The sequence below is a fragment of the Luteimonas sp. Soil_N_1 genome, assembly GCF_057656255.1.
In genome coordinates, this window is record NZ_JBDGKS010000001.1 from 701,467 (window position 1) to 723,314 (window position 21,848).

General features: G+C 69.1%; 21 protein-coding genes. 11 read left to right on the forward strand and 10 right to left on the reverse strand.

Annotated elements, in window-relative coordinates; genetic code table 11:
* Window positions 1-48: 48 nt before the first annotated feature.
* Complete coding sequence (locus AC3A4E_RS03185; protein WP_487630122.1) at window positions 49-2,073, reverse strand: M3 family metallopeptidase; 2,025 nt, start codon at window positions 2,071-2,073, stop codon at window positions 49-51.
* Window positions 2,074-2,201: 128 nt separating this feature from the next.
* On the opposite strand from AC3A4E_RS03185, the gene AC3A4E_RS03190 reads away from it, so the two are divergent.
* Window positions 2,202-3,833 (forward strand): Na+/H+ antiporter, encoded by a 1,632-nt coding sequence (locus tag AC3A4E_RS03190; RefSeq protein ID WP_487630123.1) that lies wholly within the window; start codon window positions 2,202-2,204, stop codon window positions 3,831-3,833.
* Between the two features lie 60 nt (window positions 3,834-3,893).
* Here AC3A4E_RS03190 and AC3A4E_RS03195 read toward each other — a convergent pair whose 3' ends face one another.
* On the reverse strand, window positions 3,894-4,193 hold the full coding sequence (locus AC3A4E_RS03195) for a DUF2218 domain-containing protein (protein ID WP_487630124.1): 300 nt from the start codon (window positions 4,191-4,193) through the stop codon (window positions 3,894-3,896).
* A gap of 139 nt (window positions 4,194-4,332) precedes the next feature.
* Between AC3A4E_RS03195 and gph the strand changes: the two genes are divergently transcribed.
* Window positions 4,333-5,007 carry a phosphoglycolate phosphatase gene (gene gph / locus AC3A4E_RS03200; RefSeq protein ID WP_487630125.1) on the forward strand — a complete coding sequence of 225 codons (675 nt, stop codon included), beginning with the start codon at window positions 4,333-4,335 and terminating at the stop codon, window positions 5,005-5,007.
* 6 nt (window positions 5,008-5,013) lie between these two features.
* On the opposite strand, the gene AC3A4E_RS03205 is transcribed toward gph, so the two are convergent.
* The gene (locus tag AC3A4E_RS03205; protein ID WP_487630126.1) at window positions 5,014-6,003 is read right to left on the reverse strand and encodes a mitochondrial fission ELM1 family protein; all 990 of its coding nucleotides are present in this window, start codon (window positions 6,001-6,003) and stop codon (window positions 5,014-5,016) included.
* A gap of 85 nt (window positions 6,004-6,088) precedes the next feature.
* Between AC3A4E_RS03205 and AC3A4E_RS03210 the strand changes: the two genes are divergently transcribed.
* The 6 genes from AC3A4E_RS03210 to AC3A4E_RS03235 all read left to right on the forward strand — a co-directional run bounded on the left by AC3A4E_RS03210 (window position 6,089) and on the right by AC3A4E_RS03235 (window position 10,958).
* Window positions 6,089-6,676 carry a malonic semialdehyde reductase gene (locus AC3A4E_RS03210; RefSeq protein ID WP_487630127.1) on the forward strand — a complete coding sequence of 196 codons (588 nt, stop codon included), beginning with the start codon at window positions 6,089-6,091 and terminating at the stop codon, window positions 6,674-6,676.
* An 83-nt stretch (window positions 6,677-6,759) separates the two neighbouring features.
* The gene (locus tag AC3A4E_RS03215) at window positions 6,760-7,476 is read left to right on the forward strand and encodes a YceI family protein (protein ID WP_487630128.1); all 717 of its coding nucleotides are present in this window, start codon (window positions 6,760-6,762) and stop codon (window positions 7,474-7,476) included.
* Window positions 7,477-7,552: 76 nt separating this feature from the next.
* Window positions 7,553-8,233 (forward strand): pirin family protein, encoded by a 681-nt coding sequence (locus AC3A4E_RS03220; protein ID WP_487630129.1) that lies wholly within the window; start codon window positions 7,553-7,555, stop codon window positions 8,231-8,233.
* Between the two features lie 59 nt (window positions 8,234-8,292).
* Window positions 8,293-8,484, forward strand: coding sequence for a zinc-finger domain-containing protein (locus AC3A4E_RS03225; RefSeq protein ID WP_159682038.1), 192 nt, complete (start codon window positions 8,293-8,295; stop codon window positions 8,482-8,484).
* A gap of 22 nt (window positions 8,485-8,506) precedes the next feature.
* Window positions 8,507-9,628 carry a glycosyltransferase gene (locus AC3A4E_RS03230; RefSeq protein WP_487630130.1) on the forward strand — a complete coding sequence of 374 codons (1,122 nt, stop codon included), beginning with the start codon at window positions 8,507-8,509 and terminating at the stop codon, window positions 9,626-9,628.
* Complete coding sequence (locus AC3A4E_RS03235; RefSeq protein WP_487630131.1) at window positions 9,603-10,958, forward strand: O-antigen ligase family protein; 1,356 nt, start codon at window positions 9,603-9,605, stop codon at window positions 10,956-10,958. The genes AC3A4E_RS03230 and AC3A4E_RS03235 overlap by 26 nt, the downstream gene beginning before the upstream one ends.
* Before the next feature lie 144 nt (window positions 10,959-11,102).
* Here AC3A4E_RS03235 and lpxL read toward each other — a convergent pair whose 3' ends face one another.
* Complete coding sequence (gene lpxL, locus AC3A4E_RS03240; protein ID WP_487630132.1) at window positions 11,103-12,011, reverse strand: LpxL/LpxP family Kdo(2)-lipid IV(A) lauroyl/palmitoleoyl acyltransferase; 909 nt, start codon at window positions 12,009-12,011, stop codon at window positions 11,103-11,105.
* Window positions 12,012-12,061: 50 nt separating this feature from the next.
* On the opposite strand from lpxL, the gene waaA reads away from it, so the two are divergent.
* Window positions 12,062-13,402 carry a lipid IV(A) 3-deoxy-D-manno-octulosonic acid transferase gene (gene waaA / locus AC3A4E_RS03245; protein WP_487630133.1) on the forward strand — a complete coding sequence of 447 codons (1,341 nt, stop codon included), beginning with the start codon at window positions 12,062-12,064 and terminating at the stop codon, window positions 13,400-13,402.
* Window positions 13,403-13,411: 9 nt separating this feature from the next.
* Here waaA and AC3A4E_RS03250 read toward each other — a convergent pair whose 3' ends face one another.
* The 3 genes from AC3A4E_RS03250 to AC3A4E_RS03260 all read right to left on the reverse strand — a co-directional run bounded on the left by AC3A4E_RS03250 (window position 13,412) and on the right by AC3A4E_RS03260 (window position 16,268).
* Window positions 13,412-14,773: a TolC family outer membrane protein gene (locus AC3A4E_RS03250; protein WP_487630134.1), complete on the reverse strand. Its 1,362-nt coding sequence runs from the start codon at window positions 14,771-14,773 to the stop codon at window positions 13,412-13,414.
* Window positions 14,774-14,790: 17 nt separating this feature from the next.
* Window positions 14,791-15,453 carry a protein-L-isoaspartate O-methyltransferase family protein gene (locus tag AC3A4E_RS03255; protein ID WP_487630135.1) on the reverse strand — a complete coding sequence of 221 codons (663 nt, stop codon included), beginning with the start codon at window positions 15,451-15,453 and terminating at the stop codon, window positions 14,791-14,793.
* Between the two features lie 137 nt (window positions 15,454-15,590).
* On the reverse strand, window positions 15,591-16,268 hold the full coding sequence (locus AC3A4E_RS03260; protein WP_487630136.1) for a TetR/AcrR family transcriptional regulator: 678 nt from the start codon (window positions 16,266-16,268) through the stop codon (window positions 15,591-15,593).
* 74 nt (window positions 16,269-16,342) lie between these two features.
* On the opposite strand from AC3A4E_RS03260, the gene AC3A4E_RS03265 reads away from it, so the two are divergent.
* Both AC3A4E_RS03265 and AC3A4E_RS03270 read left to right on the forward strand, forming a co-directional pair.
* Entirely contained in the window at window positions 16,343-17,491 is a 1,149-nt protein-coding gene (locus AC3A4E_RS03265; RefSeq protein WP_487630137.1) for an efflux RND transporter periplasmic adaptor subunit, read from the forward strand.
* Between the two features lie 46 nt (window positions 17,492-17,537).
* Window positions 17,538-20,705: an efflux RND transporter permease subunit gene (locus tag AC3A4E_RS03270; protein WP_487630138.1), complete on the forward strand. Its 3,168-nt coding sequence runs from the start codon at window positions 17,538-17,540 to the stop codon at window positions 20,703-20,705.
* Between the two features lie 18 nt (window positions 20,706-20,723).
* Here the strand turns inward: AC3A4E_RS03270 and AC3A4E_RS03275 are convergent, their stop codons facing one another.
* The 3 genes from AC3A4E_RS03275 to AC3A4E_RS03285 form a co-directional block, all read right to left on the reverse strand.
* Window positions 20,724-21,116, reverse strand: coding sequence for a type II toxin-antitoxin system death-on-curing family toxin (locus tag AC3A4E_RS03275; protein WP_487630139.1), 393 nt, complete (start codon window positions 21,114-21,116; stop codon window positions 20,724-20,726).
* Window positions 21,113-21,337, reverse strand: coding sequence for an AbrB/MazE/SpoVT family DNA-binding domain-containing protein (locus AC3A4E_RS03280; protein ID WP_232137571.1), 225 nt, complete (start codon window positions 21,335-21,337; stop codon window positions 21,113-21,115). Before AC3A4E_RS03280 ends, AC3A4E_RS03275 begins: the two co-directional genes overlap by 4 nt.
* Before the next feature lie 115 nt (window positions 21,338-21,452).
* Complete coding sequence (locus AC3A4E_RS03285) at window positions 21,453-21,842, reverse strand: DUF6180 family protein (protein ID WP_487630140.1); 390 nt, start codon at window positions 21,840-21,842, stop codon at window positions 21,453-21,455.
* Between the last annotated feature and the right edge of the window lie 6 nt (window positions 21,843-21,848).

The following is a 21,848-nucleotide window of genomic DNA, read 5'->3' on the forward strand; positions in this document are numbered from 1 at the left end:
CCGTGCGACCGCCCGCCGCGTCTGCGGCGGGCGGGTCACGCCGCCAGGTCAGGCGGCGATGCCGGTGTGCCGCAACAGCGCGGCGATGTCCGGGTCGCGTCCGCGGAATGCACGGAAGTTCTCGATCGCGTCGCGGCTGCCGCCACGCGACAGGATTTCGTTACGGAAACGCGCACCGGTTTCGGCCAGCCGGTCGGGCGCGTCCTCGAACGCGGCGTAGGCGTCGGCACTGAGAACCTCGGCCCACTTGTAGCTGTAGTACCCGGCCGCGTAACCGCCGGCGAAGATATGGCTGAACTGGTGCGGGAACCGGTGCCAGGCCGGCGTGCGGTTGACCGCCACTTCGTCGCGCACGCGCTCCAGCAGCGTCAGCACGGCGTCCTGCGCGGGATCGAAACCGGCATGCAGCTGCATGTCGAACATCGCGAACTCGATCTGCCGCAGCGTCTGCAGACCGCTCTGGAAATTACGCGCGGCGCGCATGCGGTCGAACAGCTCACGGGGCAGCGGCTCGCCGGTGTCGACATGTGCGGTCATGCCCTGCACGCGGTCCCATTCCCAGCAGAAGTTCTCCATGAACTGGCTGGGCAGTTCCACCGCGTCCCACTCCACGCCGTTGATGCCGGCGATCGGCAGCGTGTCGACCCGGGTCAGCAACTGGTGCAGGCCGTGGCCCATCTCGTGGAACAGCGTGGTGACCTCGTCATGGGTGAACGTGGCCGGGCGGCCGCCGGTGCCGCGGCCGAAGTTGCAGACCAGGTAGACCAGCGGCGTCTGCATGCCGGCGGCGGTCGCGCGTCGGTTGCGGCAGTCGTCCATCCACGCACCGCCACGCTTGCCCTCGCGGGCATAGAGGTCGAGATAGAACTGGCCGACCAGCGCGCCGTCGGCGTCGACCAGCCGGTAGAAGCGCGCGTCCTCGTGCCACACCGGCGCCTCGTCGCGCTCGACGCGCAGGCCGTAGAGCGCATGGATCACGTCGAACAGCCCGGCCAGCACGCGGTCCTCGGTGAAGTAGCGTTTCACCGCCTGCGCCGAGTAGTCGTAACGCGCCTGGCGCAGGCGGTCGCTGGTGAACGCGATGTCCCAGGGCTCGAGCGTGTCGATGCCGAGCTGCGTGCGCGCGAATTCGGACAGCGCCTCGCGGTCCCGTTCGGCATGGGGACGTGCACGTGCGGCGAGGTCGCGGAGGAAGTCGAGCACCGCATCGGGCGTGGTCGCCATCTTCGTCGCGAGCGCCAGATCGGCGTAGCTCGCATGGCCGAGCAGGCGTGCCTGTTCGTCGCGCAGCGCGAGGATGCGGGTGATCAGGGGGCCGTTGTCGAGCGCTTCGGGCCCGGTTTCCGACGCCCGCAGGCCGTAGGCCCGGTAGAAGCGCTCGCGCAGGGCGCGATCGCCCGCGTAGGTCTGGATCGGCAGGTAGGACGGCATCTGCAGGGTCAGCTTCCAGCCCTGTCGCCCGTCGCGCTCGGCTGCCGCGCGTGCGGCCGCGAGGGTCTCTTCCGGCAAACCGTCGAGTTCGGACAGATCCTCCACATACACCGCGAACGCGTCAGTGGCGTCGAGCACGTGTTCGGAGAACTCCGACGACAGCTTCGCGAGTGCCTGCTGGACCTCCGCGAACCGTGCACGGTCGCCGTCGTCCAGCGCGGCGCCGCCGAGCCGGAAGTCGCGCAGCGCATGTGCGAGCACGCGCCGCTGCAGTGCATCCAGACCCAGCACATTGGCCTGGTCGGACAGTGACTGGTAGGCCGCGAACAGCGCCTGGTCCTGCCCCAGTGCACTGAAGAAGCGCGTCACCTTGGGCAGGGCGGTGTTGTAGGCCTCGCGCATGACGGGCGTGTTGACCACCGCATTGAGATGGCCGACCTGGTTCCACGCGCGCCCCAGCCGTTCGGTGGCGTCCTCGAGCGGCACGACCACGCTGTCCCAGGTCACCGGCTGCGCGCGTCCGGCCAGCGCCAGCGCGGTGTCGGCCTCGGCGACCAGCGTGTCGATCGCGGGCTGCACGTGCGCCGGCTCGATCTCGTCGAAACGCGGCAGGCCGGAGAAATCGAGCAGCGGGTTGTCCATCGTGCGCACCATCGGGTGAAGAAGGCTCCGATTCTAGGTGCCGGCCCATGCAGGCGCCGTGTCGGTGCGCCGGGTGGCGACATCGGCGCTATCGTGGCGGCCTCGCGCCCGCGCCTCGTCCGCCCGCAATGCACTCGATCGAAGTCGTCCTGGTGATGCTGCTGGCCGTGGTCGCCAGTGGTTACCTGACCCGTGTATTGCCGCGCTGGCTGCCCCTGCCGTTGCCGCTGGTGCAGATCGCGCTGGGCGCGACGATTGCCGGCGTGTTCGGCCAGGGCGTGACCCTTGATCCGCACCTGTTCTTCGTGCTGTTCCTGCCGCCGCTGCTGTTCCTCGACGGCTGGCGCATTCCCAAGAGCGGCCTGTTCCGCGACCGCGGGCTGATCCTGCAACTGGCGCTCGGCCTCGTGGTATTCACGGTCATCGGCGCGGGTCTGCTGATCCACTGGATGATCCCGGTGATGCCGTTGGCGGTCGCGTTCGCGCTGGCGGCGATCCTGTCGCCGACCGATCCGGTGGCGGTGTCGTCGATCGCCGCGCGCGCACCGATTCCCAAGCGTGTAATGCACATCCTCGAAGGCGAATCGCTGCTCAACGATGCGTCCGGTCTGGTGTGCTTCCGCTTCGCGGTCGCCGCGGCGCTGACCGGCACGTTTTCGCTGATGTCGGCGTCGCTGACCTTCCTGTGGCTGGCACTGGCGGGAGTCGCGGTGGGCGTGGCGCTGACGATCGGCATCAACCGCGGTCATGCACTGGTCTCGCGCGTGTTCGGCGAGGAGGCCGGCACGCCGATCCTGATCAGCCTGCTGACGCCGTTCGGTGCCTATCTGCTGGCCGAACAGATCGGCGCCTCGGGCATCCTCGCCGCGGTCGCCGCGGGCGTGACGATGAGCTACGTCGAACTCAGCGGCCGCGCACTGGCGACCACCCGCGTGCAGCGCGCGGCGGTCTGGGACACGGTGCAGTTCTCGCTCAACGGCATCATCTTCGTGCTGCTGGGCGAGCAGTTGCCGTGGATCCTCGAACGTGCGGTGCGTTCGGTCCGCGAGGCCGGGCACGTCGATCCCTGGTGGCTGGCGGTCTATGTCTTCGCGATCTACGCCAGCCTGTTCGCACTGCGTTTCGCCTGGGTCTGGGTGTCGCTGCGGATCGGGCTGTACCGCAGCGGTCGCCATGACACCCGGCCGCGCGTGCGCCTGGTCGCGGCGATGTCGCTGGCCGGCGTGCGCGGCGCGATCACCCTGGCGGGTGTGCTGACGCTGCCGCTGCTGCTCGACGACGGCTCGCCGTTTCCGACCCGGGATCTGGCCATTTTCCTCGCCGCCGCGGTGATCATCCTGTCGCTGCTGCTCGGCAGTTTCGTGCTGCCGCGCCTGCTGCGGGGCCTCGAAGTGCCGGAGGAGGACGAGGACGACCGTGAACTCGACCGGGCCCGCCATGAAGCGGCGGTTGCCGCCGTGGCCGCAGTTGAGCGTGCGCAGCATGCACTGCCGGCGGCGCAGGCCAATCCCGACCTCTACGCCAGCGCCGCGGTGCGGGTGATGGCCCTGTACGAGGAGCGTCTGCGGCGCGACGGCGCGCTGGGCGTGGACGCCGCCGAACTGCGCCGCGCCGACGAGGCCGAGCGCGCGCTGCGCCTGGCCGGCGTGCATGCCGAGCGCGAACGCATCTATGCGCTCGCGCGGCACCGGGAGATCTCCGACGAGGTCGCCCGCAAGCTGGTGCGCGATCTCGACCTGATGGAAGCCCGCTACCGCTGAGCGCCGTTGCAGGTACGCCGGCGGGCGGGACGCGATGGCCCCCGGGTCAGACCTGACCGGTCAGGCCGGCTGCCAGTCGAACGCCAGCGTCTCGTCGCGTGCGAAGCGCTGCAGATGGTTCTCGATGACCTGCTGGTAGCGCTCGACCTCCTCGGCCGTGGGCTGGGTCAGCACAATGCGCAGCGTGTCGTCCTCGACGAAGAAGTCGGCGCCGTATTCCTCGCCCTGGAACGGGATGAAGGCGTGACCGCCCTCGTCATCGCGGGTGATCTCAAACTTGTGCCGCCAGTGGTTGCACAGCGTGCGCAGCAGGCGCGGCGCGTCGTTGGACGCGGTGGTCGCGGTTGTGGTGATCGACATCGTGGACTCCAGCGGGCGGCGCGTCGCCGCGGCCGCGAGCATAGGCGGCCGCGCCGGCGTCGTGAACCCCGGCGTGCCAACGCAGTGTTGCAGCGCCGATGCCGCACACTGTGCGGCCCCCGTTCGAAGCAGGTGTTCCATGGCTGATGCTGCCGCGCCGCGCACGTTTCCCTGGCCGGTCGTGCTGTTCGATCTCGACGGCACCCTCGTCGACAGTGCCTCCGACATCGCCGCAGCGGTCAACCGCCTGCTGGCCGAGCTGGGCCATGCGCAGGTCGACGAAGCCACGGTGCGCAGCTGGATCGGCGACGGTGCGCGCCAGCTGATCACCTCGGCGCTGCAGCACGCCGGCGAAACGCAGACGGTCGATGCGGTGATGCCGCGGTTCCTCCGCCACTACGAGGATTGCCTGCTGCTCGATCCGCAGCTGTATCCGGGTGTGGAGGCGACCCTCCAGACGCTGCAGGCCGCCGGCGTACGCATGGCGGTGTGCACCAACAAGCCGTCGCAGTTCGTGCCGCCGCTGCTCGAGGCACTGGGGATCGACGGCTGTTTCGACGCGGTGCTCGGCGCCGGCGATCTGCCCGAGCGCAAGCCGCATCCGCTGCCGCTGCTGCATCTGGCCGAAGGCTTTGGCGTCGACATCACGCAGTGTCTGATGGTCGGCGATTCGGCGGCCGATGCCGGCGCGGCGATCGCGGCGGGTGCGCCGCTGGTGCTGGTCGGCTACGGCTACCGGCGCGACTTCGATCTGCATGGTTGCGGCGCGCTTGCGGTGATCGAGCGGTTCGACGCGTTGCTCGAACTGCGCTGACGTCGCTCAACGCGACGCCGACAGACGCCGGCGTACCTGCGCTGCGATCCGCGCGGTCTCGCGCAAGGGCGTGACCTCGAACGCCGGCAGCGCATCCTCGAACGGGCGCGCGCGTCCATCCGCGTGCAGGCCATCGACGAAGCGTTGCGGTGCACCGGCGAGCGGGCCCGGCGCGAAGACGAATACCGGTGCGCGTGTCGCGCAGGCTTCCGACAGCATGTTGACCGAGTCCGACGAGCACACGATGCGATCGGCCCAGCCGAGCATGCCCGCATACGGATTCACACCGTCGCGGTCGCCCGTCCAGACGCAGCCGGCGCGTCCGGCATAGCGCGCACGCAGCGCATCGCGCACGTCCGGCGACGTGCGCCGCGAACCGGTCAGCAACAGGCTGCCGCCATCGCGTGCGACGATCGCATCGAGCCGGTCGGCGAGTGCACCGAACGCGGCGACATCGAAACGGCCATGGCGCGAATCGCCGCCGAGCAGCACCGCGATGCGCGGGCCGGGCAGGGCGCCCAGTGCGGGGTGCATGTCGCGCGCGGCGGCCAGCCACACGTCGTCGACCGGATGCAGGCTGCCGCGTGCGACCAGGACGTTGTCGCCGCGCAGCGCATCGTGCTCCGGCACGACGACGAGATCCCAGAGCCTCGGATCGATGCGTGGATCGAGGATCTGCACCGTGCGTGCGCCGGACTGGCCGGCCAGACGCGTCGCAAGCGCGGCCTGACGGCCGCAGCCGATCGCGATCTCGGGCGCGGCGCGGAGGCGCGTCACGTAATCGCTGCCGAAGGCGTGCCTCGAGTAGGGCAGGCGCCGCGGTGCGGCCCAGCGCCAGGGCGCGCGCGGATCGAGATGCAGGGCGTCCGTCTGCGGCGACAAGGCGGCAGCCAGTGCTTCGGCCTGGCGTGCGTTGCCGGCGCGCCCATCGCTGAGTGCCCAGATCCGTCCGTAATCCCTTTCTTCGCCCGGCCCACGTTCCACGTATGTGATCATCCGTTCTGCGTCGACGCACGCGTCGCGCCGCCGCAGGACTCTACACTGCGGCCCTGCCTGGCCCCATCCGATCCGAGGTTGTCCGATGACCCATGTTCTGCCCGATGCCGCGCTCGACCAGCTGTTCCGCACCGCCCGCACCTATAACGGGTTCAGCGGTGACATCAGCGACGACACGCTGCGCCAGCTCTACGATCTGCTGAAGTTCGCGCCGACGTCGGCCAATTCGTCGCCCGCGCGCTTCGTGTTCGTGAAGTCGGCGCAGGGCAAGGCGAAGCTGGGTCCGGCGCTGAGCGAAGGCAATTACGAGAAGACGATGGCCGCGCCGGTCGTCGTGATCGTCGCCCACGACGAAGATTTCCACGAGAAGCTGCCGTTCCTGTTTCCGCACACCGACGCCAAAAGCTGGTTCGACGGTCCGCGTGAGAACCGCGAAGTGCCGGCGTTCCGCAACGGCAGCCTGCAGGGCGCGTATCTGATCCTGGCCGCGCGCGCGCTGGGTCTGGACACCGGCCCGATGTCGGGCTTCGACAATGCCAAGGTCGACGAGGCGTTCTTCCCCGGCACCGCGATCAAGTCGAATTTCATCATCAATCTCGGCACCGGCGATCCGTCGACGATCTTCCCGCGCTCGCCGCGCCTGCCGTTCGACGAAGCCGCGCGCATCGTCTGAGTGTGTATCCCGCGCGGTCGCGACCCGACCCCGCGGGCTTCAATCCCGTCCGTACCACCCACCACCCGTTCGAGGATCCGTCCATGCGTACCGCCCACCTGCTGCTCCCGCTTGCCGCCGCCCTTGCCCTCGCCGCCTGCGCCCAGCAGGACCCGGCGCCGGCCGACGCGACCCCGCCCGCCGCTTCCGCGCCCGCGCAGCCGTCGACCGAGGCGCTGGCCGAAACCGCGCCGACCGCCGAAGCCATCACCGGCGTCTCGGGCACCTACGTGCTCGATCCCAAGCACACCGACGTGATCGCGCAGTGGAGCCACTTCGGCTTCTCCAACCCGATCGCGCATTTCGGCGAAGTCTCCGGCCAGATCGTCTACAACGCCGAGAACGTCGGCGCGTCGTCGGTCGAAGTCACGCTGCCGCTGTCGGGTCTGAACTCGCATGTCGGCGATTTCGACGACCACCTGCGCAGCGCTGATTTCTTCGACGCGGCCAAGTTCCCGAACGCCACGTTCAAGAGCACCGCGGTCGAGAGCGCCGGCACCAACCAGCTCAAGGTCACCGGTGACCTGACGATCAAGGACATCACCAAGCCGGTGGTGCTGGACGTCACGATCAACAAGTTCGGCGAGCAGCCGATGGCCAAGCGCGCCGCCGCCGGTTTCGATGCCGTGGCGACGATCAAGCGCAGCGATTTCGGCGTCGGTGCGTACGCGCCGAACGTCAGCGATGAAGTCGAACTGCGCATCACCACCGAAGCCGTCGTCGCCGAGGGTGCTGCCCCGGCCGCGCCTGCCGCACAGTAAGATTCCGCGTCACGACGCCGGCGCACGGGTCTCCTGAGCGCCGGCGTTTTCGTTTCCGCGTTCCGGAACTGCCGTCATGAAACTCCATCGTCCTGCCGACCAGCGCGGCCGCACCACGCACGGGGCCCGCACGCGCCTGTGCACGTTCTCCAGCGGCGATTTCCACGATCCCGACTGGCTTGGTTTCGGCGCGCTGCGCCAGTTCAACGAGGAACACCTGCCGCCCGGCACGACCGTGCCTTCGCAGCGCGTGGCGAACATGGAGCTGCTGGTGTTTGTGCTGGACGGCACGCTGGTCCGCGATGGCGTCACGCTCGACGCCGGCGCACTGGCGTGGGCCGGCGCCGGCCATGCCAGCGACACGCCGGTCGAAACCGCCGGGGCGGATGGCGCGCGCGTGTTGCGTATCGCGATCCAGCCGGACCGCGTCAATCTGCCGCCCGCCGCTGGCATCACGCGTGTTGCCAGCGAAGCCGGATGGACGTTGATGGCCGCGCCCGAGGGCGCTGAAGACAGCCTGCCGATCCGTCAGCGGGCCTGGCTCCGCCATGCGCGACTGGAGCCCGGCGCACGTCTGACCATGACGCTCGAGGCCACGCAGCGGCACTGGCTGCAGATCCTGCGCGGCGGCGTAGCCGTCGACGGCCAAGCGCTGAGCGCCGGCGATGCGCTTGGCGTGCACGACGAAGCCATCACCACCGGTCTCGTCGCCACGACCGATGGCGCCGAACTCCTGCTGATCACGCTGCCGGGCTGAGCCCGTCTGCACGGCCGCGCGGTAGAATGGCGGCCTCCACGCCGATGAAACCCGCCGTCATGACCGCAGCCCCGACGCAAGCCAACGCCGCCCAGCGCTACGAAGTGCGCCGCGCCGATCTGCCGCTGAGCTGTCCGCTGCCGTCGATGGCGCTGTGGAATTCGCATCCGCGCGTCTACCTGCCGATTGAAGCCGAGAACGGCGAGTCCGACTGCCCGTACTGCGGCGCGCACTTCGTTCTCGTCGACTGACCGCGGCGCGTTCCGCGCCCGTATGCGTCGACCGCTGACCGTCATCCAGTTGCTGCCCGCGTTGTCGTCGGGCGGCGTCGAGCGCTCCACGATCGAAATCGCGCAGGCGCTGGTCGATGCCGGCCATCGCGCGATCGTCGTCTCCGCAGGCGGACGTCTCGTGCCCGCGCTGGAGGCGACTGGCGCCACCCACATCACGCTCGACATCGGTGCGAAGTCGCTTCGCGTGCTGCGCCATGTGCGAAGTCTTCGACGCCTGTTCGCCGACACCGGTGCCGACATCGTGCACGCCCGCTCGCGCCTGCCGGCGTGGATCGGTTGGTGGGCCCTGCGCGGCATGCCCGAAGCGCAGCGTCCGCATTTCGTCACCACCATGCACGGGCTCAATTCGCCGTCGCGCTACAGCGCGATCATGGCGCGCGGCGAACGCGTGATCTGTGTGTCCGACACCGTGCGCGACTATCTGCTGCAGCACTATCCGGCAACGCCGCGTGCCCGCCTGCGGGTGATCCCGCGCGGAATCGACCCCACCACGTTTCCGGCCACGCCGCATCCAAACGCAGACGCGCGTGCCGATGTTGCAGCGCGCTGGCCGGCGCTCGGTGGCGATGGTCCGCTGTTGTTGCTGCCGGGGCGCGGCACGCGGCTGAAGGGCCATCACGATGCGATCGCGCTGCTGGCCGACCTGCGTGCCGGCGGTCTCGATGCGCGCCTGTGGATGCCGGGCGCCCGCGAAGCGGGACGCGAGGCCTACCTCGATGAGCTCACGCGTGCGGCACAGGCCGCGGGCTGTGGCGACGCGCTGGCGATGACCGCGCCGACCGATGCGATCGCGCGCGCCTACGCCGCAAGCGATCTCGTGCTGCAGCTGTCGCGCAAACCCGAGGCCTTCGGCCGCACCGTGCTCGAAGCGCTGTCGTGCGCGCGGCCGGTCGTGGGCTGGGCGCATGGCGGCGTCGGCGAACTGCTCGCGCAACTGCAGCCTGAAGGCGCGGTGCAACCTTTCGATCGCGCCGCCTTGGCGCATGCCGCACGCGCGCTGGTCACGCGAGCGCCGGCGCGAGCCGGTACGATGACCGACACGCTGCGTGCGATGCAGGAGGCGACCCTCGCGGTCTATGACGAGTTCGACGACGACAACTGAGCCGGCAACCGGCGCGCGCGCACCGCGGCCTGTCGGCTGGCGCTGGGCGCCGCACTGGGTGCTGGCCTTCGTGATCCTGTGGCCTGCGCCCGGTTACGCCGAGGGCGTGATGGTGCTGGGTGCGCTCGCCGCGATCATCCATCTGGTCGGCGCGCGTTTCCGCGGCGGCGCCGCATTGCTGAGCGCACCCGCGTGGGCACTGACCAGCGTGCTGTTCTTCGCGTACTGGCTGCCGCAATTGCTGTCGGCGGTGGATTCGGTCGATGTCGGACGCGCGTTGCGCGAAGCGCTGGTCGATCTGCGCTATCTGCCGTTCCTGTGGCTGGTGGCCTCCGCGGTCGCGACGCGGCGCGGCCGGCGCATCACGCTCGGTGGGCTCGCGGTGATCGTCGCGGTGTGGACGCTCGATGGCCTGTGCGAAGTCGTGTTCGGCACCAGTCCGCTGTTCTTCGGTATCGACCAGCTCAAGCAGCTGATCAGCAGCCGGCCGATGTGCACGCTCGAACAGGTCGCTGCTGCGGATCGTCTCGGCGGCGTGCTCGGACCCTGCAATCTCAAGCTCGGCGTGGTGCTGGCGAGCCTGTCACCGTTCGGTCTGTACTGGGCCGGTCGCCGTTTCGGCGCCAGCGGCTGGGTGATCGCGAGCGCAGCGATCGGCATCGTGCTGCTTTTCGCCGGCTCACGCGCATCGTGGCTGACTTACGCGCTGGTGCTGCTGCTGTCGGGCTGGCGCCTGCTCGGCTGGCGCCGCCTGCTTGCCGTGTTCGTCGCGGCCATCGTCATCGCGGTCGCCGCGGCTGCAGTCTCGCCCCAGGTCCGCGAGCGCATCGAGCGCACCGCGACGGGTCTGTCGACGGATGCATCCGCCGTCGACGACGCACTGGCAGGCCGCGCCCGCATCTGGGACGCATCGCTGTGCATGATTCGAGAGAACCCGATCAACGGTGTCGGCGCACGCGGCTTCCGCGAAGCCTTCCCGGGTTGCGATCCGCGCCCAGATGAGATGGCCGCCTGGGGCGATGGCCCCGCGTTCCACGCCCACCAGATCGTCCTCGAGATCGGCAGCGAGACCGGACTCATCGGTCTGCTGATGTGGCTCGCAGGCGTCGCGATGGCCTGGCGCGCCTGGCGCTTCGCCTCACCCGAGGCGCGCGAACAGGCACGTCCGGCGATGCTCGCGCTGGTGGTCACGGTGTTCCCGCTCAATACCCATCTCGCGTTCTACTCGACGTTCTGGGGCGGCTTCACGCTGCTGCTGTCTGCCCTCTATGCCGGCAGCCTGCTGGCGCGTGTGGAACCGGTGCGGCCGGAAGACGGCGTGCTGCGCTGAGCGGGTCCCATCGTCCCGCGTGATGGACGCGTGCGCCTGTCGGGACGGAGAGCGCCGCCGCGATGACTGCCAGCGCGAGTATGTCTATGGCGATGACGGGTCTCGCTGCTCTCTACCCGTCCTGCGGGTCGTGACGCGCTCACGTCAGTACAACGATCCGCCATCCGGCTGTCGCTTGAACCGCCGGTGGATCCACAGGTACTGGTCGGGCGCGGCCCGGGCCATGTCCTCGATGCCGGCCATGACCGTTGCCGTATCCGCGGTCGCGTCCGTGGTCGGATACGGTGCGGGCGCCGGGGTCAGCGTCAGCGTGTAGCCGCCATCGTCGCGGCGCACGTGGCGGTAGAACACCACCGCCGCGCCGGACAGGCGCGCGAGCGAATGGGTCGAGGTCAGGCTGTGCGCGGGGCGGCCGAAGAACGGCACGTAGACCGCGTCGCCGCCGCTGGGATCCTGGTCGGGCGCGTACCAGAGCAGCCCGCCGCGCTTGAGATGCCGCACCACGCCGCGCACGTCGCGCTTGGGGAACATCGCCGCGGCGTAGCGCGCGCGGCCGCGACGCACGGCCCATTCCATGGCCGGCTGCGTGTGGGGCCGATACATGCCGGCCAGCGGCACGTAGTCGCACATCAGGCGGCCGCAGACTTCCAGCGTGGTGAAGTGTCCGGACACGACGATCACGCCGCGGCCCGCCGCGCGCGCGGCTTCGACGTGCTCGACACCTTCGACGATCAGTCCGCGCTGCAACGGTGCGATCGAGCCCCACCAGGCGCGTGCGAATTCGAACAGGCCGATGCCCAGCGCATGGAAGTGCCGACGCAGCAGCGCCTCGCGCGCGGACGCGTCGAGGTCCGGGAAACACAGTTCGAGATTGCGCGCAGCGACCTTGCGACGACCCGCCAGCGCGATGCGCAAGGTATTGCCGAGCCCCCGACCGAGCGCGCGCTGCATCGGCCACGGAATCCGCGCGGCGAGCGCCATCAGGCCGATGCCGATCCACGCCGGCCAATGGCGGGGTGCGAGCGGCGGGCGGGGCAGGGGTGTCGTCGACATCGGTCCATTGTAGGAGGTGGCGCCGCGCAGGCATCCGCTATCCTGTGCGGATGCGCGCCGACACCACAGAACGACTGCTGCGCGGCCTCTATTCGGCCCTGCTCGTCGTGCTCGCGCCGATCACGGTCTATCACCTGATCTGGCGTGGCTTCCGGCAGGCGGCGTACCTGCTGCGCTGGGACGAGCGCTACGGCATCTACCGCACGCCACCGCGGACGACGCCGGTGTGGGTGCACGCGGTGTCGGTCGGCGAGGTCAATGCGGCTGCGCCATTGATCAATGCATTGCTCGCGCGCGATCCGTCATGTCGCCTGCTGGTGACCACGATCACGCCGACCGGCTCGGAGCGCGTGCGGGCGCTGTGGGGCGAGCGCGTCGAGCATGTCTATCTGCCCTATGACCTCTCGGGCGCGGTGCGGCGTTTCCTGCGCCATTTCCGCCCGCAGATCGGCCTGATCGTCGAGACCGAGCTGTGGCCGAATCTGCTGTTCTGCTGTCGCGATGCCCGCGTGCCAACGGTGATCGTCAATGCGCGGCTGTCGGCACGTTCGCTGCGTGGCTACCGCGTGCTGCGTCCGCTGGTCGGCCGCGCACTGCGCACGGTGCGCCGTGTTGCGACGCAATCCGCCGATGACGGCAAGCGCTTCGTGAAGCTCGGCGCGTTGCGCGATGCGGTGATCGATACCGGCAACCTCAAGTTCGACATCACGCTGGACGACGCGAAGATCGCGAAGCTGGTCGCGGATTTCCGCGGCCGCGCCGGCGCGCGGCCTGTGTGGATCGCAGCCAGCACGCATCCCGATGAAGAAGCCGCGGTGATCGACATCCACCGCCGCCTGCGTACGCGCTGGCCCGACCTGCTGTTGATCTGGGCACCGCGCCATCCCGAACGTTTCCGCAGCGCGATGCAGCTCGGCGTCGACGCCGGCTGGCGCGTAGCCACGCGCGCGCTGACCACCTGGCCCGATGCCGGCGACGATGTCTTCGTACTCGATACGCTCGGCGAGCTCGGCCTGTTCTTCGCCTGCGCCGATGTCGCCTTCGTCGGCGGCAGCCTGCAGGACATCGGCGGCCACAATCTGCTGGAACCTGCGGCGGTGGGCACGCCGGTTGTCACCGGTCCGCACCTGCAGAACTTCGCCGACATCGCCAAGCAGCTGGGGCGTGTGGATGCGCTGCGCATCGGCGAGGACGCGGACGCGGTACACGACCACATCGCCGCCTTGCTGGCGGATGCCGATGCGCGCGACGCGATGGCCGAGGCAGGCCGTGCGCTCGTCGCCAATGGCCGCGGCGCACTGGCGCGCACGCTGGCGCTGATCGAGCCCGATCTGCCGGTGCCGGAACCAAAAGCGGCGCGGATCCTGCGATCCGCGCCGTCGTCGATCTGACCGGACTGCTTACTGCGGCGGCGGTGTCGCCGCGCCGGTACCAGTGGACGCGCCGACGCTGTTGACGTCGACGGTCAGCTGGCGGTTCACGTCCTGCAGGTTGCCGATGTCCAGCGTGCCCGCGGCCTGCTCGAGCAGCAGGCGGCTCTGCAGGAAGTTGTACTTGGCGAAGGCATAGGCCTGACGCGCCGAGAACAGGTTCTGCTGGTTGATCAGCACGTCGATGACCGTACGCGTACCGACTTCCAGACCGACCTGCGAGGCCTCGTAGGCGCTGTTGGCCGAGACCAGGGCAAGACGGCGTGCCTCGACCTCGGTGATGCCGGCGACGAGGTTCTGGTAGGCGCTGCGGGTGTTGCGCTCGATCGCGCGACGCTGTGCTTCGTACTGGTCGCCGGCGATATCGCGCTGGGCGATCGACTGGCGCACGCGCGACTGGGTGATGCCGCCACTGAAGATCGGCACGGTCAGCGTCAGGCCGATGCTGTTGGTCTCGCCGCGGCGGGCCAGTGCGTCCGGATTGTCCCGGCCCCAGGTATCGCTGTTGCCATAGCTGGCGCCCAGATCGAGCGTCGGCAGGTGGGCCGACTTGGCCGCGGTGACGCCGTACTCGGAGGCCGTCACCTGATAGCGCAGCGCCTGCAGCTGCGGGTTCTGGTCGATCGCTGTGGCGACCCAGGCGTCCGCGTCGCGGCCTTCCGGCAGCTGCGGGGTGAAATCGTCAGGCAGGCCGCGCAGGTCGCGGATTTCCGAACCGGTGATCTCGGCCAGCGCCTGGTAGGAATCCTGCAGCGCATTGCGCTGGACGATCGTGTTCGCGCGGGCGCCGTCGTACTGGGCGCGGGCTTCGTGCACGTCGGTGATCGGCGCCAGACCCACTTCGAGGCGCTTGTCGGCGAAGTCGAACTGGCGCTTGAACGCGGCCTCCGCGGCCTCGGCGGCAGCCAGCGTTTCAGTCGCGACCAGCACGTCGAAGTACGCCGCAGCGGTGCGCGTGATCAGCGAGTCGTTGTCGGCGTCGAGCTGGAAGTCGGCCGCCGTGCTCAGCGCGCGCTGCGAACGCAGCGTGGAGATCTGGCCCCAGTCGAACAATACCTGGCCGGCGTTGACGCCGTAGCTGCGCGTGCGTGCCTTGCCGGACAGGCCGGCGGCACGGCTGTCGGTCAGCGAGGCGCTGCCGTTGATCTGCGGCAGCAGCGCGCCCCGGGCCTGGACCGCGCCTTCCTTGGTCGACAGGCGCTGCGATTCGGCGATCGACAGCGTCGGGTCATTGGTACGGGCCAGCTCGTAGGTCTGGACGAGATCGGCGGCCAGCAGCGGGCTGGACGTCAGCGCGAGTGCGAGCGACAGGAACAGGGGGCGGCGGAACATGGAGGATCCTTGGACGATCAGAGAGTGAACTGCGGCACCGGTGCGGCGCCTGCGAGATAGGTGAGTCCGGTTTCGAACAACGATTCGATGCGCGGCGCGTTGACAGCCTCGCCTTCACGGTGGACCAGCACGGCCTCCATCGCGGGCGCGCGGCCACGCACGATGAACATGCGGCCGCCGGGACGCAGCCACTGCACGAAACGCTCCGGAATCACGTCGACAGCGCCACAGACGCAGATCGCGTCGAAGCGGCGGTCGGTATTCCAGGCGAACGCATCGGCGGCGATCACGTCGACGTTGGCAATGCCCTGCGCCTGCAGACGGCCACGGGCGGCGTCGGCGAGATCGTCGTGGCGCTCGAGGCTGACGACATCGCGGGCCAGATAACCCATGCACGCGGCCAGATAGCCGCTGCCGGTGCCGATCTGCAGCACTTCGTCGCCCTGTTCGAGCTTCAGTGCCTGCAGCGCACGGCCTTCGACCACGGGCTTGAGCATCAGCTCGCCGTGGCCGAGCGGGAGTTCGAGGTCGGCGTAGGCCAGCGCGCGGCGCGCATCGGCCACGAATGCCTCGCGCGGCAGGCGCGAGATCGTTTCGAGCACGCGTGCATCGAGCACGTCCCAGGGCCGGACCTGTTGTTCCACCATCGCCGCACGGGCCTTGGCGTAGTCGATCGTCATTGTTGCGGGTTCCTTCGTTCGCCAGCCCGCAATTCTAGCGGTGCGGGCGCAGGTTCATCATCGCGGGGGTGTTGCGGTCGACGCAGTGCCGGAAGTCACCGGCCCAGACGGCACGCGGGGGACACATGTGACCGTGTTCAGCGACGCCCGTAGGCGCGCAGGAACATGTCCACCGATGCTTCCAGGTGCGTGCGCCGTAGCCGGGCGCAGTCCCCGGCGTCGTCGCAGTCGAACACCATGCGCTGGTGGAGATCGCCCTTGAGCAGCACGAAGAACTGCGCCGCCGCGGTGGCCACGAGGGCGTCCTCGATGACGAGGTCGCCGGTCTCGATCCGGCGCCGCAGCATGGCGGCGAACGCGGACTGCACACGCTCGGGACCACTCTTCCAGAACCGCTGCGGCAGGCGCTTTTCGACCATCTGCGGGGTACACAGCAGGCGGTGGCCGGCGACGGCCTCGGGCGAGGACACCATCGCGAAGAACGCCTCGGCGACCTCCAGAAGGCGCGCGCGCACCGGCGTGGTCGGCGACGGCTCGAACACCGAATCGGGCATCTGCTGCTCGCAGTAGCGCGCGGCAGCCTCGGTGAACAGAGTGTCCTTGTCACCAAAATGGCTGTAGACGGTCAGCTTGGACACGCCGGCCTCGGCCGCGATCTGGTCCATGCTCACGCCTTCGTAGCCCTGCTGCAGGAACATGCGCTCCGCGGCTTCGAGGATCGCCGCGCGCTTGGCCAGATCCTTGGGCCGGCCGGGACCTGCCGGCGCCTTGTCGGGCGTCGGAACGGAGGTCAGCGTGGACGGACGCGTCGACATGGCCGGCAATACTATACCAATGAGTTCTGAAAATATACGATACGGCTCCGTATCCCCATGACTGGACGGTCGCCATGCGCCGCCTGACCCTGATTCGCCCCGTGCGTCCTGCCCTGCCGATGCTCGCCGCGTGTGTGCTCGCACTGGCTGCCTGCAGCGATCGCAGCGCGCCCGAGCCGCCGGCGCGTCCGGTCCTCGTGGTCACGCCGGCATCAGCGGGCGACAGCGGCGCGGCGGCATTTGCCGGCGAAGTCCGCGCCCGCGAGGAAAGCGCGCTGGCCTTCCAGGTCGGCGGGCAGCTGCTGCGACGCGATGTTGACGCCGGCGCGCACGTGCGCCGCGGCCAGGTGCTGGCGGAGATCGATCCCGGCGATCTGCGCCTGCAGCAGCAGTCGGCGCAGGCACAGGTCGCCTCGGCCGAAGCGGAATACGCGCGTACCCGCACCGATCGCGCGCGCTACGCCGCGCTCGTCGACCAGCAACTGGTCAGCCGCTCGCAGATGGACGCGCAGGACGCGGCCTACACCGCGGCGCAGGCGCAGCTGCGCGCCGCACGCGCGCAGGCGGATGTCGCCGGCAACCAGGCGGGCTACACGCAATTGCGCGCGCCGCGCGATGGCGTCATCGCCAGCCGTGAGGCCGAAGCCGGGCAGGTGGTCGCCGCGGGCCAGGCGATCTTCATGCTGGCCGGCGACGACGGCCGCGAAGTCGCGATCGCGTTGCCGGAATCGCGCATCGCCGGATTCGCGATCGGTCAGCCGGCGCAGATCGAACTGTGGAACCGGCCCGGTGCACGCGTGCCGGGCACGATCCGCGAGATCGCCGCGGCCGCCGATCCGCAGGCGCGTACCTACGCCGCGCGCGTGGCGATCGCCGACGACGCGGTCGAAGGCCTGGAGCTTGGACAGAGCGCACGCGTGTATCTCGCAGCCGCGACATCGGACACCGCTCTGCGGGTGCCGCTGAGCGCGATCCAGCCGGGTGTGGATGGCGGCAAGGCGGTCTGGGTCGTCGATCGCGCCGAGGGCCTATTGCGTTCGGTGCCAGTGGAGACCGGTCCGTATGGCGCACGCAGCGTGCCGGTGCTGTCAGGTCTCGCACCTGATGCACTGGTGGTCGCGGCCGGCGGCCATCTGCTGCGCGAGGGTCAGCGGGTGACGCCGGTGGATCGCGAGAACCGGCCCGTGCAGCTGCAGGCGGCGCAGCCGGCGGCATCCGAATGAACCCGACGCTGGCAGGGCACGTGACACACGCACAGGCGGTGCAGCGATGAGCCGGTTCAATCTCTCCGAATGGGCGCTCGGCAACCGCACGCTGGTGCTCTACATGATGCTGGTCGTCGCGGTGGCCGGCATTTTCTCGTACGGCCGCCTCGGCCAGTCCGAGGATCCGCCCTTCACCTTCAAGGCGATGGTGATCCAGACCCAGTGGCCGGGCGCGACCGCCGATCAGGTCTCGCAGCAGGTCACCGAGCGGATCGAGCGCAAGCTGATGGAGACCGGCGACTACGAATTCGTGCGTTCGTATTCGCGGCCCGGCGAATCGCAGGTGATCTTCTTCGCCCGCGATTCGATGCGCTCGAGCGAGATTCCCGATCTCTGGTACCAGGTGCGCAAGAAGGTGGCCGATCTGCGGCCGTCGCTACCGCAGGACATCGTCGGCCCGTTCTTCAACGACGAATTCGGTGACACCTTCGGCAACATCTACGCGCTGACGGGCGAGGGCTTCGACTACGCGATCAAGAAGGACTATGCCGACCGCATCCAGCGCGAGCTGCAGCTGGTCGACGATGTCGGCAAGGTCGAACTGGTCGGTCTGCAGGACGAGAAGGTCTGGATCGAAGTCAGCAATACGCGACTGGCGACACTCGGCATTCCGATGGCGGCCGTGCAACAGGCGCTGGCGGAACAGAACGCGCTGGTGCCGGCGGGCTTCTTCGAGACCGACAGCGCGCGCGTGCAGTTGCGCGTCGATGGCGCATTCGAATCGGTGGATGCGATCCGCGATTTCCCGATCCGCGCGGGCGACCGCACCGTGCGCCTGGGCGATATCGCGACTGTCGAACGCGGCTTCGCCGATCCCGCCGCGCCGCGCATGCGCTTCATGGGCGAGGACGCGATCGGCATTGCCGTGGCGATGCATGACGGCGGCGACATCCTCAAGCTCGGGACGCGACTCGAAAACGAGTTCGCGCGGTTGCAGGAGACGCTGCCGGCCGGCATGGCGCTGCGCAAGGTCTCCGACCAGCCACGCGCGGTGCGCGATTCGGTGGGCGAGTTCGTCAAGGTGCTGGCCGAGGCGGTGATCATCGTGCTGCTGGTGAGCTTCGTCTCGCTGGGATTCCGCACCGGACTCGTGGTCGCGGTGTCGATTCCGCTGGTGCTGGCGATGACCTTCATCGCGATGGACCAGTTCAACATCGGCCTGCACAAGATTTCGCTCGGCGCGCTGGTGCTGGCTCTGGGACTGATGGTGGACGACGCGATCATCGCGGTGGAGATGATGGCCATCCGCATGGAGCAGGGCGACAGCCGGCTCGCGGCGGCAAGTTACGCCTGGACGCATACCGCATTCCCGATGCTGACCGGCACGCTGGTCACGGCTGCTGGCTTCCTGCCGATCGCGACCGCCGCGTCGAGTACCGGCGAATACACCCGCTCGCTGTTCGAAGTGGTGACGATCGCGCTGGTGGTGTCGTGGATCGCCGCGGTGCTGTTCATTCCGCTGCTCGGCGAGAAGATGCTGCCGGATCTGGCGAACCCGCAGCCGCCGCGCCCCGGTTCGCTGCCTGCGCGCTGGCGCGACACGCGCAGCCGCATGGCCGTGCGCTGGCCGCGGTTCGCGTTCGCACTGGCGCCGAAGGACCCGCAGGTGCACGACCACGATCCCTACCAGCGCCCGTTCTACCGGCGCTTCCGGGGGCTGCTGGACTGGTCGCTGACCCATCGCTGGATCGTCATCGCTGCGACGGCCGCGCTGTTCGTCGCGTCGCTGCTGCTGTTCCGGTTCGTGCCGCAGCAGTTCTTCCCCGATTCGACACGACTGGAACTGATGGTCGATGTCGAACTCGCCGAAGGCAGTTCGTTGCGTGCGACCGAAGACGCGGCGGCGCGCCTGGATGCGCTGCTCGCGACCCGCGAGGGCGTCGACAACCGCGTGGTCTATGTCGGCACCGGTTCGCCGCGCTTCTATCTGCCGCTCGACCAGCAACTGCCGCAGGCCAACTTCGCCCAGTTCGTCGTGGCCACCACCGACGTCGAGGCGCGCGAGCAGATCCGCGTCTGGCTGACCGACGAGGTCGCGCCGCAATTCCCCGAACTGCAGTTGCGCGTGACGCGGCTCGAGACCGGGCCGCCGGTCGGCTACCCGGTGCAGCTGCGTGTCTCCGGCGAGCACGTCGAACGCGTGCGCGGCATTGCCGATGCGATCGCCACGGAGGTGCGCGCGAATCCGAACGTGACGAACGTCAATCTGGACTGGGACGAACCCAGCCGCATCGTGCGACTGGTGGTCGACCAGGAGCGCGCACGCGTGCTCGGCGTGAGCTCGCAGAACCTCGCGCAGTTCCTCTCCGGTTCGCTGTCGGGCCTGCAGGTCAGCACGTATCGCGAAGGCAACGAGCTGATCGGCATCGTGATGCGCGGGCCGGAGGACGAACGCGGCCAGCTCGACATGCTCGAAAGTCTCGCGATTCCGACGTCCAACGGGCAATCGGTGCCGCTGGGCCAGATCGCGCGGCTGGAGCCGACGTTCGAGGACGGCATCATCTGGCACCGCGACCGGCTGCCGACGATCACCGTGCGCGCCGACCTCCGCGGCGACGTGACGGCGCCGACGGTCGTCGCGCAGATCCTGCCGACGCTCGACGGCATCCGCGAGTCGATGCCGGACGGTTACCGGCTGGAAACCGGCGGCACGGTCGAGGATTCCAGCAAGGGCCAGGATTCGATCAGGGCCGGCCTGCCGCTGTTCCTGTTCGTCGTGGTGTCGCTGCTGATGCTGCAGCTGCGCAGTTTCTCGCGCACCGCGCTGGTGCTGCTGACCGCCCCGCTGGGCATGATCGGCGTGACCCTGTTCCTGCTGGTGTTCCGCGTGCCGTTCGGGTTCGTCGCGATGCTCGGCACGATCGCGCTGGCCGGCATGATCATGCGCAACTCGATCATCCTCGTGGACCAGATCGAACAGGACATCGCCGCCGGCCACGCGCGCTGGGATGCGGTGATCGACGCGACGGTGCGTCGTTTCCGGCCGATCGTGCTGACTGCGCTCGCCGCGATCCTGGCGATGATCCCGCTGTCGCGCAGTGTGTTCTTCGGCCCGATGGCGGTCGCGATCATGGGCGGCCTCACCGTGGCCACGTTGCTGACGCTGACGTTCCTGCCGGCGCTGTACGCGGCGTGGTTCAAGGTGAAGCGGGACGACGACGCGCGCGCCTGACCGGCGCGCGCAGGCGACTCACATCGGTCGTGCGTGATCGCGCAGCCAGGCGGCGAGCGCACTTTCGTCGAGTTCGCCTGCCGCCAAGGCCATCCAGGTCAGATAGCGATCCTCCTGCGACGCGTCGAGATCGATGCCATTAAGCCGCAGGAACAGCAAAGCGGCGACGAGCGACGTGCGCTTGTTGCCGTCGACGAACGGATGCAGATGCGCGATGCCGTGCGCGTACGCCGCCGCGAGTGCATGGATGTCCGGCGGCGGATCACCATCGCTCGCGAGTTGCTGCGGCTTCGCCAGTGCCGTCTCGAACAGACCACGATCGCGGATGCCGCTGGCGCCACCGTGTTCGGACAGTTGCGCGAGATGGATGGCCTCGACGACGAGCGGCTGCAGCCAGACGACTGCGCTCACTTGGCGAGCTGGCGCAGCACGTCCCGGTTCTCGCGCATCACCTTGCGCGCGACCTCCATCTGCCGCTCGAACTCCGCGTCGTATGCCGAGATGAGATAGCCACCAGGCGCCTCGCTCAGATGCAGCGAATCGCCCGCTTCGAGACGCAGGTTCGACAGGATTTCCTTCGGCAGCACGACGCCGACCGAATTGCCGATGCGGGTGAGCTTGAGCGCGGTCATGCGGAGACCCCAGCGTTAGAACAGATGTAATTACGCGCTGGCGCTGCTCGCGTGTCAAGACAGAGCCGATCCATCGTTCAGCAGATGTGCTTTGCCGGCGTGTGGTGCCCCTCGCTCAGCGACCACTCGCCGCCTTTCGCACTTCAGACGCAACGCGCGCCTTCACCTGATCAGTGGCACGGCTGTCAGGCCCGCTGTAGTCGAAGGCCTGGATCACGAACGCGGTGTGGTCGCCGGCGCTCAGGCAGTACGACACCAGCGCGCGGCCGCCACCCGCGGGGCCGGAGACATGGGTCGCCAGGGTGCCTTGGTCGGTCTGGTTGCGGGTGACGTAGCCGACCGCGGCCGCGCCGCGTGCGAGGGCGGCATGGCAGGCCTTGACGCTCAGTTGCGTCGCCGGAAACCGGTCGACGTCATAGCCCAGGCTGAAATCATCGGCGGACGCGGATGCTGACGGCGCGAGCGCGGCAGCGAAGAGCAGGGCGATCAGGCACACGTGCTTCATGGACAG

Bases quoted from the DNA above. Each gene is read 5' to 3' on its own strand.
- AC3A4E_RS03185 (WP_487630122.1), bottom strand. From the start codon at position 2,073: ATGGACAACCCGCTGCTCGATTTCTCCGGCCTGCCGCGTTTCGACGAG.
- AC3A4E_RS03190 (WP_487630123.1), top strand. From the start codon at position 2,202: ATGCACTCGATCGAAGTCGTCCTGGTGATGCTGCTGGCCGTGGTCGCC.
- AC3A4E_RS03195 (WP_487630124.1), bottom strand. From the start codon at position 4,193: ATGTCGATCACCACAACCGCGACCACCGCGTCCAACGACGCGCCGCGC.
- gph (WP_487630125.1), top strand. From the start codon at position 4,333: ATGGCTGATGCTGCCGCGCCGCGCACGTTTCCCTGGCCGGTCGTGCTG.
- AC3A4E_RS03205 (WP_487630126.1), bottom strand. From the start codon at position 6,003: ATGATCACATACGTGGAACGTGGGCCGGGCGAAGAAAGGGATTACGGA.
- AC3A4E_RS03210 (WP_487630127.1), top strand. From the start codon at position 6,089: ATGACCCATGTTCTGCCCGATGCCGCGCTCGACCAGCTGTTCCGCACC.
- AC3A4E_RS03215 (WP_487630128.1), top strand. From the start codon at position 6,760: ATGCGTACCGCCCACCTGCTGCTCCCGCTTGCCGCCGCCCTTGCCCTC.
- AC3A4E_RS03220 (WP_487630129.1), top strand. From the start codon at position 7,553: ATGAAACTCCATCGTCCTGCCGACCAGCGCGGCCGCACCACGCACGGG.
- AC3A4E_RS03225 (WP_159682038.1), top strand. From the start codon at position 8,293: ATGACCGCAGCCCCGACGCAAGCCAACGCCGCCCAGCGCTACGAAGTG.
- AC3A4E_RS03230 (WP_487630130.1), top strand. From the start codon at position 8,507: ATGCGTCGACCGCTGACCGTCATCCAGTTGCTGCCCGCGTTGTCGTCG.
- AC3A4E_RS03235 (WP_487630131.1), top strand. From the start codon at position 9,603: ATGACGAGTTCGACGACGACAACTGAGCCGGCAACCGGCGCGCGCGCA.
- lpxL (WP_487630132.1), bottom strand. From the start codon at position 12,011: ATGTCGACGACACCCCTGCCCCGCCCGCCGCTCGCACCCCGCCATTGG.
- waaA (WP_487630133.1), top strand. From the start codon at position 12,062: ATGCGCGCCGACACCACAGAACGACTGCTGCGCGGCCTCTATTCGGCC.
- AC3A4E_RS03250 (WP_487630134.1), bottom strand. From the start codon at position 14,773: ATGTTCCGCCGCCCCCTGTTCCTGTCGCTCGCACTCGCGCTGACGTCC.
- AC3A4E_RS03255 (WP_487630135.1), bottom strand. From the start codon at position 15,453: ATGACGATCGACTACGCCAAGGCCCGTGCGGCGATGGTGGAACAACAG.
- AC3A4E_RS03260 (WP_487630136.1), bottom strand. From the start codon at position 16,268: ATGTCGACGCGTCCGTCCACGCTGACCTCCGTTCCGACGCCCGACAAG.
- AC3A4E_RS03265 (WP_487630137.1), top strand. From the start codon at position 16,343: ATGCGCCGCCTGACCCTGATTCGCCCCGTGCGTCCTGCCCTGCCGATG.
- AC3A4E_RS03270 (WP_487630138.1), top strand. From the start codon at position 17,538: ATGAGCCGGTTCAATCTCTCCGAATGGGCGCTCGGCAACCGCACGCTG.
- AC3A4E_RS03280 (WP_232137571.1), bottom strand. From the start codon at position 21,337: ATGACCGCGCTCAAGCTCACCCGCATCGGCAATTCGGTCGGCGTCGTG.
- AC3A4E_RS03285 (WP_487630140.1), bottom strand. From the start codon at position 21,842: ATGAAGCACGTGTGCCTGATCGCCCTGCTCTTCGCTGCCGCGCTCGCG.